Here is a 17,167-nt window from a genome sequence, read left to right as displayed (position 1 = left end):
AGCCCGGATCTTCCGGGTCTGCTTTTTTGGTGATTCAAGAAATGCGGATCCGGGAGGTGTAAATGATCGAAAGGGAGCGTAAACAGACCGTGGATTCAAAATACATCCAGCAGCATCTCGCGAACGAAAGGACCTATCTGGCCTGGATACGGACAGCCATCGCTATGGCGGGCATAGGCTTTGTCTTTTTGAACTTTCATTTCTCCTTGCAGCTCAGGGTGCTGCAGCTGGAGGGAAAGGTGGTTGCTGCAGTAGGAATGATATTCTTTCTCCTTGGAGTGGCGGCCATCATTTTTTCGACGGTTGATTATTTGAACAAACGGAAACAAATTAATTCCCAGACCTTTCAGTCCCCGGTAACCATGGTTTTTATCATGTCTTTGTCGCTGATCCTTGTCATTCTGATTTTAATTGTCAGCTATTTTTTTGTGTAAATCTCCGTTGCTGGAGGAACTGAAACGTTTGACTGTATAGTTGAAATTCTGTAAAATTGTTTATTATCTATGCATTGGGGTGATTGATTTGGGAAGTACCGTATCAGTGAACTAGCAACATTAGCAGGCGTTTCAAAAAGAACTATTGATTATTATACGAAGCTTGGCCTGTTAAAGGCTGAACGTTCCCAATCAAATTATCGATTTTACAGTGAAGAAGCTTTAGAGCAGCTTAAGTGGATTAATTATTATAAAAATCAGCATCTTCCTTTAGAGAAGATTAAAGAAAAAATGGCATCACTCAATGAACATTCAGGAGAGTATGCCGAAACACTACAAAAAGTTGATATGCAGCTCAATACGCTTGAAAAAGATGTTCAGGAGCTCAAACCTCTGCTTCAGCAACTGAACAAAGAACAACTTAAACTGGCAGTTAAACATATGCCTGCCGAGCGTGTTGCATTACTTCACAGCCTATTATTGATTATTGGAGAAACGCCGTTTGTTTAAGGGAACGATTGGTTATCCAGTAAAAACTCTAGGAGGTGACATCTTTATTCCTCTTTTAGACGGGAGAATAAAGAGTCTATTTGGACATATTTAAGCTATTCTTAGTAGCATTATTGATTGTATTAACCGCCTTTTTTGTGGCAGCTGAATTTGCGATTGTGAAAATTCGCCGGACGAGAATTGATCAGCTCGTTGAGGAAGGAAACAAAAAGGCCATTGCCGTCCGAAAGGTACTGATGAACCTTGATGGATATCTTTCGGCCTGCCAGCTTGGAATTACTATTACGGCCCTCGGGCTCGGGTGGCTTGGTGAATCAACACTTGAACACCTGCTGCATCCTTTGTTCAGCCAGCTGGATTTATCACCGGCACTCACAAAAACAATTACAGTTGTACTCGCTTTTGCCGTCATAACTTTTCTTCATGTCGTTCTTGGTGAACTATCGCCTAAAACCTTTGCGATTCAAAAAGCCGAAGAGATCAGTTTAATGCTCTCGGGTCCCCTGATCATGTTCTACAGGGTTCTGTACCCGATTATCTGGGTGTTGAACGGAAGTGCCCGGCTGTTTACCAAAATGTTTGGTCTGCATGCTGTTTCGGAACATGATATGGCCCACTCTGAAGAAGAATTGCGTTTGATTTTATCGGAAAGCTATAAAAGCGGAGAAATTAATCAGTCAGAATACAGCTACGTGAATAAAGTATTCGAATTCGATGACCGTATCGCGAAGGAAATCATGGTGCCGCGTACGGAAATTGAGTGTTTGTATCTAAATAAATCCATTGAGGAAAACCTTGCGATTATTACGAGTGAGAAATATACTCGTTATCCTGTTGTAGACGAAGATAAAGACCATGTGGTTGGAATGGTTAACGTTAAAGAAATTTTCTATGACCTCATGTCCGGCAAGGAAAAAACGCTGGAAAGCTATCTGCGTCCAATCCTGACGGTTCTTGAGACCATGCCTATTCAGGAAACATTGGTAAAACTTCAAAAGCAACAGGTTCATATGGCTGTACTGATGGACGAATACGGAGGAACTGCGGGACTTCTAACGGTTGAGGATATCTTGGAAGAAATCGTAGGAGAAATCCGTGATGAATTTGATACAGATGAAACACCGATGATTTTAAAAATTACACCGAAGGTCACCGCACTGGACGGAAAGGTTTTAATTTCTGAAGTGAATGATTTATACGGTCTTGAAATTGACGATTCAGATCTGGACACGATCGGCGGATGGGTACTTTCCCAAAATTCCGATATTGTGGAAGGTGAGGTTATCAATTACGAAGGATTAACCTTCAAGATCGTCGAAATTGATGGCCACCAAATTAAACGGATTGAGGTGAACAAGGTGGAGAGCCCGAAAAAGGAAGAAGAATCCTTTAGGCAGCCAGCCTTGATCACCGATCCAGAATAAATATAAAAACAGCAGCCTGCCATCAGCGTGATGGCAGGCTGCTGTTTTATCCACTATCTCGGGCTAAGAAAGATGGATACCGAGCGGATCAATGTCAGGGAGCTGGTCGCAAACGCAACGGAAAGGATGGTAACCATGGAATAAAAGAACATTCCTTCCCCGATAAAGTACAATCCCGCCAAAATAACGGAGGCATCGATAAAGAAAATGATGATACCGACATTAAGGGGAGATCTCTTGGCGATAAACAAAGCCAAGAGATCGGTACCTCCTGTACTTGTTTCGTATCGGAGCATGATTCCGATCCCTGTACCGATCAACAAGCCTCCCACCACCGCGCTTTCCATCTCAGGCAAATGGAGAAGCCCATTGAGCGGTACAAGCAAATCGATGACAAATGAGGAGATCAACATGCCGTGCAGGCTGTTTAGGAAATACCTGCGGTCAAATTTCCAAGCCAAAAAATAAATGGGGATGCTGAGCAGTATGATCGTCATTCCCACTTTAAATCCCCAGATGTATTTAAGTAGGAGACCAATGCCAATCATCCCGCCGTCAAGGAGATGAAAAGGCAGGATAAACATGTTGATTCCGATTCCCATCAGAAAACTGCCGATGAAGACGGCTGTCATTTTTGCCAGCATAGTCTCACTCCTGTCCACCCTATATTTTTACTTTATGATGGGAGGCAGGCAGCAATTCCACTTCATTAAAGACGATAATATTTATGCCTTTTTTAGAAGGTCACTGATTTCACTTGAGCTTACCGATTCTATATCGAATTGATTTTTTAACGTGTCCAGTTGATTCATTCTTTCTTCAAATTCCTCTTCTTCATCTTCCATATACCGTTTGGAGAAGTAAAGGGAGTCATTTTCTGCTTTCAGAAGAAGTTTGATCTCGAGCTCCAGAGGCTGTTTTCCTGAATCTTCATCACTGAACAGGATACCGCCTGGTGAGGTTTCTCTCTGACTCAGATACATCTTCCCATGAGCTGATTGGTGAGCATTGGAGAATTCCAGGACCTCTTCGAACGATTCAGCATTTCGCATATGAATGTCATCCCTTCTTTTGAGTTATCTTATTACAGGTTTCCCTGTGCGTTTTAATTTAAACAACCGTTTAATTTTAAAATATCAGCTTAAGACCATGATGATTGTCCACACCAATCCCGTGGATTTGCATTAACTATTAGTAACATCGGTTGTGCTTTTAATCGATGATGAAAGGAGAGTAATTCATGGGTTTTGGTTTTGATGGCGGATGCTTTGGCGGCCGCCGGGGAGATACGTTTAGAAGAGAAGCGTGTGCGCTGATTAACGAACGTGTACAAGTAGATACCGTAAACCAGACATTCCGTGGCCGATTGGTAGAAGTAGGCCGCGATGTCATCGTACTGCGTGTTCGAAAAAACAACTGTACGTTCCGTGTCGTCATCCGCATATGCGAGATTGTAGCGATTTTCCCGATTTAACAAGTCTTTTATCAGTACTAAACATCCCGTTAAGGGGTGTTTTTTTTATCTTTTATACTTAAAAAATCAAGTTAGCAATTATTTACTTTGACAAGTAAATTACCTTGAATATAAAATGGTAGTATGATGTGTTAACGATTACAACAAAGAGGTGAGATACAACATGAGAAGAATTGGACTAGCTTGGCAGATTCTTATCGGTTTGATTCTGGGTATTGCGGTCGGTGCGATTTTTTACGGCAGCGATGATGTTGCAAAATTTTTGCAGCCAATCGGTGATATCTTTATCAGGCTGATTAAAATGATTGTTATTCCTATCGTGGTTTCCAGTTTGATTGTCGGTGTAGCCGGTGTTGGCGACATGAAAAAGCTGGGTAAACTCGGCGGCAAAACAATTCTTTATTTTGAGATTATTACGACCATCGCAATTGCGGTTGGTTTGCTTGCTGCAAATATCTTTCAGCCAGGTGCGGGAGTAGACCGTTCTGGCCTGGAAAAAACAGACATCGGAAGTTATGTAGACACGGCAAAAACAGCCGGAGAACATGGATTTGCGGAAACCTTTGTAAATATTGTCCCTTCAAACCTCTTCCAATCCCTGATGAACGGCGACATGCTTGCGATTATCTTTTTCTCTGTAATCTTCGGGCTTGGAGTAGCGGCTATTGGAGAGAAAGGTGAGCCCGTTCTTAAATTCTTCCAGGGAACAGCGGAAGCGATGTTTTATGTGACCAACCAAATTATGAAGTTTGCTCCATTCGGCGTGTTTGCGCTTATTGGTGTGACGGTTTCCAAGTTTGGTTTAACATCCTTGATTCCATTAAGTAAACTGGTGGTACTCGTATACGCCACCATGATCTTCTTTGTGCTTGTAGTACTTGGTCTTGTAGCAAAAATCGCAGGCGTTAATATCTTTAATATTTTCCGTATTTTAAAGGATGAACTTATTCTTGCCTATTCCACTTCAAGTTCGGAAACGGTTCTCCCAAAACTGATGGAAAAAATGGAGAAGTTCGGCTGTCCAAAGGCGATTGCATCCTTTGTTATTCCGACAGGCTATTCGTTTAACCTGGATGGCTCGACCTTGTATCAGGCACTTGCCGCACTGTTTATCGCCCAGATGTACGGAATCGATATGCCGATTTCTTCCCAGATCACCCTCCTTCTCGTATTGATGGTGACATCTAAAGGGATTGCAGGTGTTCCTGGAGTATCGTTTGTTGTACTCCTTGCCACATTGGGTTCAGTCGGGATTCCGGTTGAAGGATTGGCGTTCATCGCAGGAATCGACCGTATTCTGGATATGGCACGAACAGCTGTTAACGTGGTTGGTAATTCTCTGGCGGCAATTATCATGTCCAAGTGGGAAGGCCAGTTTGATGAATCCAAAGCACAATCCTATATTGATGAAGTGAAACAAGCATCATAAAGAAGAAGCTCCTGTACCGTACAGGGGCTTTTTTTATTTGGCATACAGGCATATTGATTAAGATAGTGGTAAAAAACTGTTATAATTAAGATAAACCATAAGAGAAACTTATAATTAAGAGGGGGAGTGCTTTTGGAAGCTTTACAGCAGCAGGATGCTCATAAACGAATTACCAAGACAAATCTTTTAAAGAGAGTGGTTTTTATCGCATTAGGGGCTGCATTGGTAGCCACAGGACTTGAAATTTTCCTCGTTCCCAACCAGATCATTGACGGCGGAATCGTCGGCATATCCATTATTCTTTCCCATTTAACCCATTGGAAACTTGGTCTTTTTCTTATCGTTCTTAATATTCCTTTCTTTTTCTTTGGATATAAACAGATAGGTAAAACCTTTGCCCTTTCCACGTTGTTTGGAGTCACTATCATGTCCATTGGGACAGCCGTTCTGCATCCCGTTCCTGTACTCACCGATGATCCATTATTGGCCGCTGTATTTGGGGGAATTATCCTTGGTGTTGGAGTCGGAATGGTCATTCGGTATGGAGGATCACTTGACGGAACCGAAGTGATGGCCATACTCTTTAATACGAAAACCCCGTTTTCAGTCGGTGAAGTGGTTATGTTTTTTAACATTTTCATTCTGGGCAGTGCCGGTTTTGTTTTCGGCTGGGACCGTGCCATGTATTCATTAATCGCCTACTATATTGCTTTTAAGGTGATTGATATTACGCTGGACGGATTTGATCAATCCAAATCGGTATGGATTATCAGTGATGAACATACGAGAATCGGTGAAGCATTGCTTGCACGTCTCGGACGTGGGGTCACCTACCTGAACGGAGAAGGTGCCTATTCCAGAGACGAGAAAAAAGTCATTTTTACAGTCATCACCAGGCTGGAAGAAGCCAAGCTCAAAAATATCGTTGATGACATTGATCCTACTGCCTTTTTAGCAGTCGGTAACATTCATGATGTAAAAGGCGGCAGATTTAAAAAGAAAAACATCCACTGAATGATGAGTGGAAAACAGCCCTTGAATTATTGCCCGGCATAGGGTAGATTTATCCTTGTTTTGGGTATAGTTTAAGAAAGTATAGTTGATATAGACAGGGTTGTGAGAAGATTGCTCGGAGTCAAAAGAAAAGGGGATAAAAAAGCGTTATTTTTAACGTCTGTTCAAATTATTGTTCTTTTTTACCTCATATCTGTAGTGGTTGCAACTGGAGTTTTAAGTCTGCCGGCATTTCACAATCCCGGTGTTTCATTAAGTTTTATTGATGCGCTGTTTACCGCAGTCAGTGCGGTCAGTGTTACAGGCCTTTCTGTTGTAACGATTCACGAGACATTTAATACCAGTGGTGTTGTTGCTTTGGCCATCATCGTTCAAATTGGCGGTGTAGGGGTGATGACCCTCGGGACGGCTTTATGGATTTTGCTCGGAAAGAAAATTGGCATGCGCGAGCGTCAATTGATCATGACGGACCAGAACCAGTCCACATTGGCTGGTATTGTTAATTTGATGAGGCAGATCCTTGGCCTTATTATCATTATTGAGTTCATCGGTATGGTCCTATTTACATTTCTTTTTCTTAAATATTATCCGACCTGGCAGGAGGCTGCCTATCATGGGTTCTTTGCTTCTGTTACGGCTACAACCAATGCAGGTTTCGACCTGACAGGACAATCACTAATCCCATTCAGGCATGATTACCTGATCCAGGTATTGACAATGATTTTGATTATTACCGGGGCGATAGGGTTTCCGGTGCTCATTGAAGTGAAAAACTTTATTGCGGAACGGAAATACAAAGAGCGGTACACGTTTACACTGTTCACGAAAGTAACCACCCTTACGTTTTTTATTCTTGTTGTGCTTGGAACCGTAGGAATTTATGCTTTTGAATCCCACCGGTTCCTGGCGGATAAAACATGGCATGAAACCTTTTTTTATTCACTTTTTCAATCCGTTACCACACGGAGCGGCGGGCTTTCCACTATGGACATGAACCACTTTTCCGTGCCCACCAATCTTTTTCTAAGCGCCATGATGTTTATCGGTGCGTCGCCGAGCAGTGTGGGTGGCGGGGTTCGGACAACAACGATTGCCGTTGCCTTTCTCGCCATATTGTTTTATGCAAAAGGACGCAATACGATTAAAGTTTTCAAGCGTGAAGTGCTTACCGAAGATATTCAAAAGGCTTTTATCGTGCTTATCGTTGCATTTATGCTGTGCAGTATCGCTTCTTTAATAATGGCGGTTACCGATCCGATGCCAATCGAGAAGATTGTATTTGAAGTGTGTTCCGCGTTTGGAACAACCGGTTTAAGCCTGGGGATCACCCCGCATTTAAGCACAGGCGGCAAAGTGGTGCTGATGGTGCTTATGTTTATCGGAAGGATTGGAATTCTTTCCTTCTTATTCATCATTCGCGGACGTGTCGTCATTGAACATTTTCATTATCCAAAAGAAAAAATCATTATCGGACAATAGTCGGAATAACCTGAAGAAGACCTGTATATATGGGGTCTTCTTCTTTTTTTAATGGCCTTTTTAGAAATCCTTTCTACTGATTTGGTTAATATTGATAGCGGCCAAAAGACAAAAGGAAAGGTTTTTGAGGAGGAAGAAAATGAAATCCTTATCTTATACACTTTTAGAGGTTTTCACCGATAAACCATTTAGTGGAAATCAATTCGCTGGTTCAGGGGAGCTTTTTCTTTATCTTTCATAAGTGTTTTAAGGCACCGGTTAATTACCGGGCCTTTTTTATGGCGGGTACAAAATCAGCCTTTTGTAAATAACAAAAACCACTCACAAATGAAACAATTGTTACATACTCGTTTGAAACAATTGTTATTTGTGTTATTATGTCTACATGATATGGATGATAAGGTGGGAGTTTAATGGAAGAAAGCAGGAAGTGGTATTTGTTTTCTTATAAAGTCCCTGTGGAGCCTTCCACACTTAGAGTGAGGATATGGAGAAATTTGAAAGCACTTGGAGTGCTTTATATACAGCAGTCTGTTTGTCTTGTCCCGAAAGTGGGGGACATAGGGAATAAGCTGACCAAACTGCATACCCTGATTAAGGACCATGGCGGTGAATCCTTTATGATGGAGATCCTGAAGTTCTCCGATTACTCCGAGGAGGAACTCATTAAAATGTTTAATGAGCAGAGATCAAAAGAGTACCAGGATTGGCTGGAGCGCTGCAGACACTTTGGGCAGGATATGGATAGGGAAGCAGCAAACAGCTCTGCCTATTATAATATTGATGAAAGCGAAATGGAGCTTATGCGGTTAAAAAGGCAGCTCAGAAAAATATTAAAAAGAGATTACTTTAATTATGAATTATCCTTTCATGCCAAAGCGTGCTTGAAACAGTGCGAGGAAAACCTTTATTCGCTGGCGGAAGCTGAATATAAGTTAGAAGGAGTACAAAAAGGGAAATGATAATTCTATACTGCGTTTGTACGGTTGTACTTCTTTTTCTGTTGTATGGCATCATCCCTACCATCTTCATCAGGCTATTTGCAGTTCGCATTATTAAAAATGGGCCAACGGAAAGAAAAGAATTTTTTCTTACATTTGATGATGGCCCCCATCCGGTGTATACGCCGCAACTGTTGGACCTGTTAAAGTCGTATAATGTACCGGCCGCATTTTTCATAGTCGGTGAACGGGCCGAAAGGGAACCAGAGCTCCTAAAAAGGATGAGTAATGAAGGACACACTGTGGGTATTCATCATCAAACCCATTCGAACAGCTGGCTTTTAACACCAGGTAAACTAAAAAAAGAAATCAGAAGATGTGCCACTGTTATTCAACAAGCGACAGGAAAAAAAGCCTATTTTTACCGCCCGCCATGGGGAAGGTTTAACTTGTTTTCACTTCTGCTCGCAAGAGAGTATCAAGTAATCATGTGGTCCTCGATCACCGGAGACTGGAAGGCCGGTCAGGGAAAGGACAAGTTGGCCGCAAAGTTAAAGAAAAGCCTGCACAGCGGATGTATTTATTTGCTTCACGATAACGGTGAAAACCCTGGTGCGGATGATGAAGCACCTTCTGTTATGCTTGAAGCTCTGCGGGGTTTTCTGGAATATGCCCAAAGACAAGGATATATCGGAATGCCTTTGGAAGAACTAAAGAATACAAACAAACGAGGTTAATATGAGTTTAGATACCGTTATTTCCTATTTGCAAAACTACGGTCATTGGATCATTTTACTGGTTTTATTTTGCGGGATTACCGGCATCCCTGCTCCTGAAGAATCATTTTTGTTTTTGGTCGGTGTACTGGTTGCGAAAGGACATTTGGAGTTTGGTACGAGCTTTCTTTATGCATTTATGGGTACCATTGCGGGTATGTTTGCCTCTTATTGGCTCGGCCGCAAACTGGGGCTGCCGTTTATTGAGCGATACGGGAAATTTATCAAAATAACACCGGATAGATGGAAAGCTGTAGAGAAAAGGTTTCGTGAACACGCCATTACGACCCTTTTGTTCGGTTTTTACCTTCCCGGCCTCCGTCAGCTGGCGCCATACATTGCAGGAATCAGCACGTATTCTTTTTTGCGCTATGTACTGCTTTCGTTTCTTGGGAGCGGTATGTGGACGGCTGCTTTTATCAGCATCGGCTATTTCTTTGGAGACCAAGTCAAGTTATCCTACTTGCCGTGGATTGCCGCAGCAGCTTTGCTGTTATTCGTGCTGACTGTATTCAGAAAGAAATTTACAAACAAGGCTTAAAAGGTTTGTAAGGAGGATTTGCCATGAAGAAAATCTTGTTTTTACCTTTATTTCAAATGCCTTCTGGTCATCATCAGGTTGCTGATGCATTAATGTCTTCCATTGAGCAAAGCAGTGATGAACAGGTGGTTTGCAAAAAAATCGACTTTCTCAGCTACTGGAATAAGCCGCTGGAAAAAGTCATATCAACTACGTATTTAAAATGGATTCATATGATGCCAAGGACTTATGACTGGATCTATCATCATGTGATGTATTCCCCGGCAAAAAAAAGATTAATGCCTCCTCATCAACTGATTCTGTTTGAGCATAAAATGCTGCGCATGCTGAAGGAGGAAAAGCCGAATGTCATTGTATGTACGCATTGTTTTCCCTCAGCCGTCATCAGCCGGCTTAAAAAACGGGGGTTGATCGACATTCCTGTTGTGAATGTGTACACGGATTTCTTTATCAATGATATTTGGGGAAAAAGAGGGATCGATTATCATTTGGTCAGCGATATATCCATGAAAAAAGAGCTGATAAACCGACACCAAATTCACAGCAAGCAGATTATTATTACTGGAATTCCGGTGAATGAGGACATCAGAGCTTATTTTTCCGGGAAACCCGCCTTGAAGAAGCATATCTTAATCTCAGGAGGAAGCATTGGGCTTGGAAAGATCAAAGGCTTCTTAAAACAGATTAAACCAGGTTCCAATTACCGCTATACGGTCCTCTGCGGTAAAAACCAGAAGCTGTATAAAGAACTTACTTCATGGGATCATCCGAATATTAAACCGAGAGGATATATTTCCACGAGGTCTGAAATGAACCATCTGTACGAACAGGTGGACGCGATTATAACAAAGCCCGGCGGAATCACCATTAGCGAAGCACTAAAGAAACGATTGCCCATTTTTGTCCATTCCGCGTTGCCGGGACAGGAACAGATTAATTTAAAAAAGCTCATCAGAGAAAAACTGATCATTAAGCTGAACGAGGATATGCCTCTGGAGGATCAGATCGCCTCTGTACTTGAAAATGAACCTGAAGTGAAAGGACTATTGAACAAAATGAGCTATTTTGAAAAGCATCGGGAAAAAAGTGCCTATGAAGTGGTGCTCAATTTGCTGAATGAGACGCCGATGCTTAAAGTTCAGCCAGTCTAATTCACTTTTAATAAACCGGGGGAAGCATTGATGCTTAGAATAATGGCAGTCACAAAAGATCATGAGCTTATCCTTCAGCCGTCTGTTGAAGAGCTGGCGGAGGATCGGATCGAGTGGTATTGGGTCGATTTTATCGATCCGGATGATGAGGAAATTAAGCTGCTCAGCTCATATTTCCATTTTCATCCACTGGCAATTGAAGACTGCCTGCAGTTTCTTCAGCGGCCTAAACTTGAGTATTACCAGGGTTACAGTTTTTTTGTTATGCACGCCCTTCATACCCAGTCTCTTGCTGCCCAAGAAGTTGATCTTTTTATCGGAGAGAAGTTCATCGTTTCTTTTCATTATGACCAACTGGCAGAAATGGACTCTACGTGGAACTACTTTGCAGGGATTGAAAATTTTTCTTCAATTGGACCGATAGAAGTCGGACATAAAATCATGGACAAAATTGTGGATACGTATTTTCCCATTGTCCAGAACATAGAAGATCACCTGCTCGACATTGAAAACAATTATGAAAAAGGAAACAAGCACTCTCTCATTCAACAAACATTTGATGTTCGGAGTGACCTGTTGAAAGTAAGGCGTTCCATTTTTCCCATGCGGGATTTAATGTACCGGACATTGGAATCTAAACGGTTGATTATCAATGAAAATAAAAAAGCGTATTTTCATGATATTTATGACCATCTCATAAAATTAAGTGAGATGATCGATTCCAACCGGGAAATGACCTCGGATATCCGTGATAATTATATATCACTTAATTCCTATAAAATGAATAACATTATGAAAACCCTCACGGTCATCACTACGATCTTTATGCCGTTAACATTTATTGCAGGTATTTACGGAATGAATTTTCAGTATATGCCAGAATTGAAGTGGCGTGAGGGTTATTTTTTTGTGCTGGGATGTATGCTGGTTCTCGGACTGAGCATGTATTTCTGGTTTAGGAAAAAAGGATGGTTTGATCAGGACTGACCACAGGAAGCTTAAATAAAAAAATTTACAAATAAATACGGGCAAACGGGTGACCCAAACAGGCAAAAAGGGTACAGAAGATAAAAGAAAAAGGCCGGAGCTTCATGAAAATGGCCGACAGCCTGCAGGAAGGAAGGCAGAGACGATGGATTACGGCTTCTTTTTTCAGTTTTTTCATGATCATGGTTACCTTGGTGTGTTTGTGCTTTCATGGATTGGAATCCTCGGGCTACCCGTGCCCAATGAATTCATTGTAATGGTCAGCGGAATGCTTTCAGATAAAGTTCAACTGAATCCTGCTTTTTCATTCATTGCCACCTATTTGGGTGTTATTTCTGTATTAACATTGAGTTTTATGCTCGGAAGGTATGGCGGTACAGCCATCGTCCAACGGCTTTATCGATTCCGCCGGATCAGAAAGGGGATTCAAAAAGGATCTGGCCTGCTTGACCGTTGGGGAGAGAAAATCCTTGTTTTAAGCTTTTTTATTCCGGGATTAAGGATCTTGATGCCCTTTATTGTTGGCAGCAACCGAATGCCCTATGCCCGATTCGCTTTACTTATTTATCCGGCCGGTTTCCTCTGGGCAGTTTTTTACTTCGCCATTGGAAATCAATATGGCGAACATATTGCCCAGATTCATTCTTATTTTCGATCATACAGCTGGATCTTTCCTTCAGCGGCCATTACCTTTGCTTTAATATGGGCATGGCGCTATGCCAAACAATGTAAAAATCATCTTCCCCGTCTTCATAAGCATTCCAAATAAGACAATTTTGTGAAACGGCTCTTCGCTTTCCAATTATGTTATATAATGGAATTGAAGGAGGCGGTCCGATGAATTTCTCCATCAATAAAAAACGAATCTCGTTTAGTGTGCTGACTGTCCTTATTATTCTTTGCAATTTTTCCGTCTACCGGGTGAATGCCTTCGGTCCATTGCCACAGTATATGGGATGGGCTACTTTGTTCGATTTTTTGATTGTTATTCCTCTTTTAGCCTATCTGTTTATTTTCCGTCGCCAATCGGCGCTGAAGTATCTTCCCCTCGTTATACTTGCTGGTTACTGGCTGGCAGAAATCATTGTTCCCGCAAGAAATTCTCCAGATGCCCAGTGGCTCACTAGTTTGATACTTGGAATGGAAGGGATATGGATTGCTGCTGAATTGTTTTTTCTTGTTCCCAAATTGGTCAAAACGACCATTGCCTTCAGGAAGGACAGCGGGCGCACATGCCACTTCCAGCACGATTTCAGAGAAGCATTATCCCGCCAATTTAAACTCACAAGGAAGATGGAATGCCTGCTCACTGAATGTGCTTTATTCCGTTATGCATTCTTCTCTTGGACGAAAAGAGTGCGAAGATCCTCTGCACACCATTTTTCCTATCATAAAAAAACGTCAGCGGTGGCCTTTCGTCTGATGCTCATTCATGCTCTTCTCATTGAGTCGGTTGGATTTCATTACCTTTTGATGCATTGGAGCCATACAGCAGCCATCCTGTTATTGGCTCTGAATCTCTATACCCTTCTATATCTTGTTGCTGATATTCAAGTGATTCGTACTTGTCCGATTCTCCTGGATGACTACGAGCTGATTTTACAATCGGGACTTGCCCAGGGCCTCAGGGTACAATTCTCAAATATTCAGAGCATTGAACACTTCAGGGGGCCGGAACACCTTTCTAAAGAAGAGCAGCGGCGTACTTTTGACGCTCTTCCTCAGGAATTTTCAAAAGAAAAGCCAGCATTTGAAATGAAATTGAAAACACCGGAAACGGCCAGGCTCCTATACGGCTTCACGAAAAGAGTCGATACGCTGCATGTATCGGTAGATGAGAACAATCTGTTTTTTGAAAGAGTCAAAGAAAAGCTGGAGATGCTTACTTAAATCATACGAAAGCCCACCCTGACATGAGGGTGGGCTGGTTTCATTAAAGGATTGGTTTTTTTGACGGCAAACGGTGCTTTGCCGGTGCTTTCTTTAGGTTGGCATGCCTTATTTCGTTCAGGAGAGCAATTCCAAATATACTAAGTACGCTGCATAAAAAGGTCATTTGTCATTCCTCCTTTTCTCTCAAAACTAATATTGCCTGCTTGGTTGGTTTCTAAACATTTCGTTTCTATTAAATGCCATTACTATATTCGTGATCATTCCTGGCTTTTTGTCTTTTAATTATCCTCACCGGGCTTATAGGAATATGGACCTTTGTCTTCATTATGCGGGTTGTTGGTGTCGATATGGAGCGTTCCGGATTCCGTAATCGTGGCAAGCAGCACATTCTGTACCTCGGCTCCTTTTTGTTTTACCCGTTTTAAAAGCCATTCTCTATCCAGTTTCAGGTATTTGAGGTTATGGTCAATGATTTGGCCGTCCATAATGACCGGAATGGGGATAAATTCTCGTTTTACCTTTATTTTTAAATCACCCGGCTGAACCGGCCGGAAATTGGATTTAGGTATGACGCTGATCTGTCCATTGTCCTCCATGGCACAAAGCGCGATATTCCGGGTATCGGTAAAGCCTTTCACACGGAGCTGGGCAAGGAGTTCATCCATGGGAAGCCGTACCTTTCTTAATCCTGTGCGGTCGATGTCTCCGTTTCGGATGAGAACGGTAGGACTCTCAAATAAAGTCCATCGCAGTTTGTTATTGAGGGATAGCCACATGAACAGTTTATATAAAAGCATGACGATGAACGTAAACAGCAGAGCTTGCCATACATTGTCCTTTTGCATGGGCTGGCTGATGACATTCCCGATGATCAGAATATAAAGCATATCAAAGCTGTGCATTTGCGACACGGCTTTTTTGCCTGTAATCCGTAAAAAGATATAACCGAATAAAAAAATAAGTAAAGGATTGTAGATGAATGCCATAAGTGTCTCCCCTTCTAAACGTACAACTATTATGGACAGATTGTATCAAGCTAATACTTGACCATAGAAGTTTTCCCCTTTCTTCATGAAATGGCTTTTACCATCATAAATTGAAAGTAAGAGATGATAGAGGAGGGAACAAGCATGTCTTGGGATGAGCAAAATAAAGAGCTCGGAAATGCAATCGCCGAGATTACAGAAATCGCGGATGGATTTGGCCTCGACTTTTACCCGATGCGTTATGAAATCTGCCCAGCGGATATTATTTATACATTTGGCGCGTACGGAATGCCGACTCGTTTTTCTCACTGGAGCTTCGGAAAGCAATTTCACAAAATGAAGCTGCAATATGATCTGGGTTTAAGTAAAATCTATGAACTGGTGATCAACTCGGATCCCTGCTATGCCTTTTTATTGGATACCAACTCCTTAATCCAGAATAAGCTGATTATCGCCCACGTGCTGGCTCACTGCGACTTTTTCAAAAACAATGTCCGTTTTTCCAATACGCGGCGGGATATGGTGGACAGCATGACCGCCACTGCGGAAAGGATTTCCCAGTATGAAATCATTCACGGAAAAAAAGAAGTTGAAGTCTTTCTCGACGCGGTGCTCGCCATTCAGGAACATATCGATCCTTCGATTGTGCGCAACCGGCTGAGCTATAATTTGGAAGATGAAGAACAAGATGAGCCGGTAAAAAAAGAAACTCCCTATGATGATTTATGGAGCATAGACGAATCAAGAAGCAAACGGAATCAGCCATCTCCAGTGAAAAAGAAGCATTTTCCTCCGCAGCCGGAAAAAGATATTCTGCTGTTTATTGAAGAATATAGCCGCGAGCTGGAAGACTGGCAGCGGGACATTCTTTCCATGATGAGGGAAGAAATGCTTTATTTCTGGCCCCAGCTGGAAACGAAAATCATGAATGAAGGCTGGGCCTCGTATTGGCACGCCAAAATTCTGCAGGAAATGGATCTGACCTCTCATGAAACCATCGAGTTTGCCAAACTGAATGCCGGGGTGGTCCAGCCGTCCAGAACCTCCATCAATCCGTATTACATGGGACTTCAGATTTTTAAAGATATTGAAGAACGGTATAACAACCCCGATGAAGAATTGCTTAGACAGGGGGTAAAGCCTGGATCGGGCCGTGAGAAAATGTTTGAAGTGCGGGAACTGGAATCCGATATGTCGTTTATCCGGAACTATTTAACAAAGGAACTGTGCCAGCGTGAGGATATGTATTTGTTCCAAAAGCAGGGGCGGGACTATAAAATTGTGGACAAAGAATGGGAAGCTGTACGCGATCAGCTTGTGGGCATGAGAGTGAACGGAGGATTTCCGTATTTGACGGTAAATGACGGCGACTATTTGAAGAATGGGGAACTTTACATCAAGCACTCGTACGAGGATATTGAACTGGATGTGAAATACCTTGAAAAGGTCCTTCCTTACATCAATCAGCTATGGGGACGGCCTGTGCACATGGAAACCAAAATTGAAGAAAAGCCTGTGCTTTTTACTTATGACGGAAAAAGCATGCATAGAAAATACCTCTAATCCCATTCTGAAAGCATCACGTTCTCAAACGTGATGCTTTTTCTATGGAAAAAAACCGGTGATATTCTGTTTGTAGAATCCATTGGCCGTCCAGATTTGGCCGGAAAAGCAGAAGATTGGCTTGGAGACTTAAGAAACACACTGTATGATAACTATAAAAGGCTTTCAGGTGACCTTATTGTTCCTCCCGCTCACTACTCCAAAGTTTCAGAGCTTGGGGACCAGGGTGAGGTTAAAGCTGTACTAGGAGATCTGTTTGAAAAGAATGAAGGTCTTCATCTCGATGAGGCTGAATTCAGAAAGGCGGTTACTGAAAATCTTCCTCCGCAACCGAATGCCTATCAGGAAATCCGCATGACCAACATGGGAAAATTAAACCCTGACCAAGAGACACAGCAGGAGATGGAAATCGGTCCGAACCGATGCGCCATTCAGGACTAAAAAGGAGGTAACAAAAATGAAATCTGATCAGTTACTCGATGCGAAGGGCTTGGCCTGTCCGATGCCCATCGTCATACGCTGCTGGAAATGAACGAAGACAACGGAGTATTTGTATTCTTTATCC

Annotated in this window: 19 protein-coding genes and 2 pseudogenes; 17 read left to right on the top strand and 4 right to left on the bottom strand. The window is 42.3% G+C overall.

Features of this window, described 5'->3' with window-relative positions:
* The first annotated feature begins 62 nt into the window (after positions 1-62).
* The 4 genes and pseudogenes from DMO16_RS11935 (at position 63) to DMO16_RS11925 (ending at position 2,368) form a co-directional block, all read left to right on the top strand.
* Positions 63-434 carry a YidH family protein gene (locus DMO16_RS11935; protein WP_061967049.1) on the top strand — a complete coding sequence of 124 codons (372 nt, stop codon included), beginning with the start codon at positions 63-65 and terminating at the stop codon, positions 432-434.
* Between the two features lie 102 nt (positions 435-536).
* A pseudogene (locus DMO16_RS25185) lies at positions 537-722 on the top strand (MerR family transcriptional regulator); the annotation flags it as partial.
* Between the two features lie 3 nt (positions 723-725).
* Positions 726-944, top strand: a complete 219-nt coding sequence (locus tag DMO16_RS24915) for a hypothetical protein (protein ID WP_240482182.1) — start codon at positions 726-728, stop codon at positions 942-944.
* 80 nt (positions 945-1,024) lie between these two features.
* Positions 1,025-2,368 (top strand): hemolysin family protein, encoded by a 1,344-nt coding sequence (locus DMO16_RS11925; RefSeq protein WP_061967054.1) that lies wholly within the window; start codon positions 1,025-1,027, stop codon positions 2,366-2,368.
* A gap of 53 nt (positions 2,369-2,421) precedes the next feature.
* Here the strand turns inward: DMO16_RS11925 and DMO16_RS11920 are convergent, their stop codons facing one another.
* Complete coding sequence (locus tag DMO16_RS11920) at positions 2,422-3,012, bottom strand: YitT family protein (RefSeq protein WP_129477646.1); 591 nt, start codon at positions 3,010-3,012, stop codon at positions 2,422-2,424.
* An 81-nt stretch (positions 3,013-3,093) separates the two neighbouring features.
* Positions 3,094-3,420, bottom strand: coding sequence for a hypothetical protein (locus DMO16_RS11915; protein ID WP_129477644.1), 327 nt, complete (start codon positions 3,418-3,420; stop codon positions 3,094-3,096).
* A gap of 188 nt (positions 3,421-3,608) precedes the next feature.
* On the opposite strand from DMO16_RS11915, the gene DMO16_RS11910 reads away from it, so the two are divergent.
* From DMO16_RS11910 to DMO16_RS11860, 11 genes are all read left to right on the top strand, one after another.
* Positions 3,609-3,842, top strand: coding sequence for a DUF2642 domain-containing protein (locus tag DMO16_RS11910; RefSeq protein ID WP_061967063.1), 234 nt, complete (start codon positions 3,609-3,611; stop codon positions 3,840-3,842).
* Between the two features lie 163 nt (positions 3,843-4,005).
* Positions 4,006-5,271: a cation:dicarboxylate symporter family transporter gene (locus DMO16_RS11905; protein WP_061967065.1), complete on the top strand. Its 1,266-nt coding sequence runs from the start codon at positions 4,006-4,008 to the stop codon at positions 5,269-5,271.
* A gap of 132 nt (positions 5,272-5,403) precedes the next feature.
* Positions 5,404-6,285 (top strand): YitT family protein, encoded by an 882-nt coding sequence (locus DMO16_RS11900; protein WP_061967068.1) that lies wholly within the window; start codon positions 5,404-5,406, stop codon positions 6,283-6,285.
* Between the two features lie 111 nt (positions 6,286-6,396).
* Complete coding sequence (locus DMO16_RS11895; RefSeq protein ID WP_129477642.1) at positions 6,397-7,764, top strand: TrkH family potassium uptake protein; 1,368 nt, start codon at positions 6,397-6,399, stop codon at positions 7,762-7,764.
* 413 nt (positions 7,765-8,177) lie between these two features.
* On the top strand, positions 8,178-8,726 hold the full coding sequence (locus DMO16_RS11890; protein WP_129477640.1) for a Chromate resistance protein ChrB: 549 nt from the start codon (positions 8,178-8,180) through the stop codon (positions 8,724-8,726).
* On the top strand, positions 8,723-9,442 hold the full coding sequence (locus DMO16_RS11885) for a polysaccharide deacetylase family protein (protein ID WP_129477638.1): 720 nt from the start codon (positions 8,723-8,725) through the stop codon (positions 9,440-9,442). Before DMO16_RS11890 ends, DMO16_RS11885 begins: the two co-directional genes overlap by 4 nt.
* Before the next feature lies 1 nt (position 9,443).
* Positions 9,444-10,022, top strand: a complete 579-nt coding sequence (locus tag DMO16_RS11880; protein WP_129477636.1) for a DedA family protein — start codon at positions 9,444-9,446, stop codon at positions 10,020-10,022.
* A 23-nt stretch (positions 10,023-10,045) separates the two neighbouring features.
* On the top strand, positions 10,046-11,173 hold the full coding sequence (locus tag DMO16_RS11875) for an MGDG synthase family glycosyltransferase (RefSeq protein WP_129477634.1): 1,128 nt from the start codon (positions 10,046-10,048) through the stop codon (positions 11,171-11,173).
* Positions 11,174-11,203: 30 nt separating this feature from the next.
* Positions 11,204-12,160 carry a magnesium/cobalt transporter CorA gene (gene corA, locus DMO16_RS11870; protein WP_129477632.1) on the top strand — a complete coding sequence of 319 codons (957 nt, stop codon included), beginning with the start codon at positions 11,204-11,206 and terminating at the stop codon, positions 12,158-12,160.
* 49 nt (positions 12,161-12,209) lie between these two features.
* Positions 12,210-12,929: a DedA family protein gene (locus DMO16_RS11865; RefSeq protein WP_129477630.1), complete on the top strand. Its 720-nt coding sequence runs from the start codon at positions 12,210-12,212 to the stop codon at positions 12,927-12,929.
* 68 nt (positions 12,930-12,997) lie between these two features.
* Positions 12,998-14,050, top strand: coding sequence for a hypothetical protein (locus tag DMO16_RS11860; RefSeq protein WP_129477628.1), 1,053 nt, complete (start codon positions 12,998-13,000; stop codon positions 14,048-14,050).
* A 43-nt stretch (positions 14,051-14,093) separates the two neighbouring features.
* On the opposite strand, the gene DMO16_RS25180 is transcribed toward DMO16_RS11860, so the two are convergent.
* Entirely contained in the window at positions 14,094-14,216 is a 123-nt protein-coding gene (locus tag DMO16_RS25180; protein ID WP_276203817.1) for a hypothetical protein, read from the bottom strand.
* Between the two features lie 115 nt (positions 14,217-14,331).
* Entirely contained in the window at positions 14,332-15,039 is a 708-nt protein-coding gene (locus DMO16_RS11855; protein WP_129477626.1) for a DUF421 domain-containing protein, read from the bottom strand.
* Between the two features lie 144 nt (positions 15,040-15,183).
* Between DMO16_RS11855 and DMO16_RS11850 the strand changes: the two genes are divergently transcribed.
* Together DMO16_RS11850 and DMO16_RS11845 are read left to right on the top strand one after the other, a co-directional pair.
* Positions 15,184-16,602, top strand: a complete 1,419-nt coding sequence (locus tag DMO16_RS11850) for a SpoVR family protein (RefSeq protein WP_061967092.1) — start codon at positions 15,184-15,186, stop codon at positions 16,600-16,602.
* Positions 16,603-16,656: 54 nt separating this feature from the next.
* Positions 16,657-17,043 (top strand): annotated as a pseudogene (locus DMO16_RS11845) (MBL fold metallo-hydrolase); the annotation flags it as partial.
* Between the last annotated feature and the right edge of the window lie 124 nt (positions 17,044-17,167).

The organism is Fictibacillus sp. S7, assembly GCF_004127935.1.
GTDB classification, from domain to species: Bacteria; Bacillota; Bacilli; order Bacillales; family Fictibacillaceae; genus Fictibacillus_C; species Fictibacillus_C enclensis.
This window is presented reverse-complemented; position numbering and strand designations above follow the sequence as displayed.

What these genes read in the sequence shown, in the direction of transcription:
- DMO16_RS11935 (WP_061967049.1), top strand. Translation starts at nt 63, where the DNA reads ATGATCGAAAGGGAGCGTAAACAGACCGTGGATTCAAAATACATCCAG.
- DMO16_RS24915 (WP_240482182.1), top strand. Translation starts at nt 726, where the DNA reads ATGGCATCACTCAATGAACATTCAGGAGAGTATGCCGAAACACTACAA.
- DMO16_RS11920 (WP_129477646.1), bottom strand. Translation starts at nt 3,012, where the DNA reads ATGCTGGCAAAAATGACAGCCGTCTTCATCGGCAGTTTTCTGATGGGA.
- DMO16_RS11915 (WP_129477644.1), bottom strand. Translation starts at nt 3,420, where the DNA reads ATGCGAAATGCTGAATCGTTCGAAGAGGTCCTGGAATTCTCCAATGCT.
- DMO16_RS11910 (WP_061967063.1), top strand. Translation starts at nt 3,609, where the DNA reads ATGGGTTTTGGTTTTGATGGCGGATGCTTTGGCGGCCGCCGGGGAGAT.
- DMO16_RS11905 (WP_061967065.1), top strand. Translation starts at nt 4,006, where the DNA reads ATGAGAAGAATTGGACTAGCTTGGCAGATTCTTATCGGTTTGATTCTG.
- DMO16_RS11890 (WP_129477640.1), top strand. Translation starts at nt 8,178, where the DNA reads ATGGAAGAAAGCAGGAAGTGGTATTTGTTTTCTTATAAAGTCCCTGTG.
- DMO16_RS11885 (WP_129477638.1), top strand. Translation starts at nt 8,723, where the DNA reads ATGATAATTCTATACTGCGTTTGTACGGTTGTACTTCTTTTTCTGTTG.
- DMO16_RS11880 (WP_129477636.1), top strand. Translation starts at nt 9,444, where the DNA reads ATGAGTTTAGATACCGTTATTTCCTATTTGCAAAACTACGGTCATTGG.
- DMO16_RS11875 (WP_129477634.1), top strand. Translation starts at nt 10,046, where the DNA reads ATGAAGAAAATCTTGTTTTTACCTTTATTTCAAATGCCTTCTGGTCAT.
- corA (WP_129477632.1), top strand. Translation starts at nt 11,204, where the DNA reads ATGCTTAGAATAATGGCAGTCACAAAAGATCATGAGCTTATCCTTCAG.
- DMO16_RS11860 (WP_129477628.1), top strand. Translation starts at nt 12,998, where the DNA reads ATGAATTTCTCCATCAATAAAAAACGAATCTCGTTTAGTGTGCTGACT.
- DMO16_RS25180 (WP_276203817.1), bottom strand. Translation starts at nt 14,216, where the DNA reads ATGACCTTTTTATGCAGCGTACTTAGTATATTTGGAATTGCTCTCCTG.
- DMO16_RS11855 (WP_129477626.1), bottom strand. Translation starts at nt 15,039, where the DNA reads ATGGCATTCATCTACAATCCTTTACTTATTTTTTTATTCGGTTATATC.
- DMO16_RS11850 (WP_061967092.1), top strand. Translation starts at nt 15,184, where the DNA reads ATGTCTTGGGATGAGCAAAATAAAGAGCTCGGAAATGCAATCGCCGAG.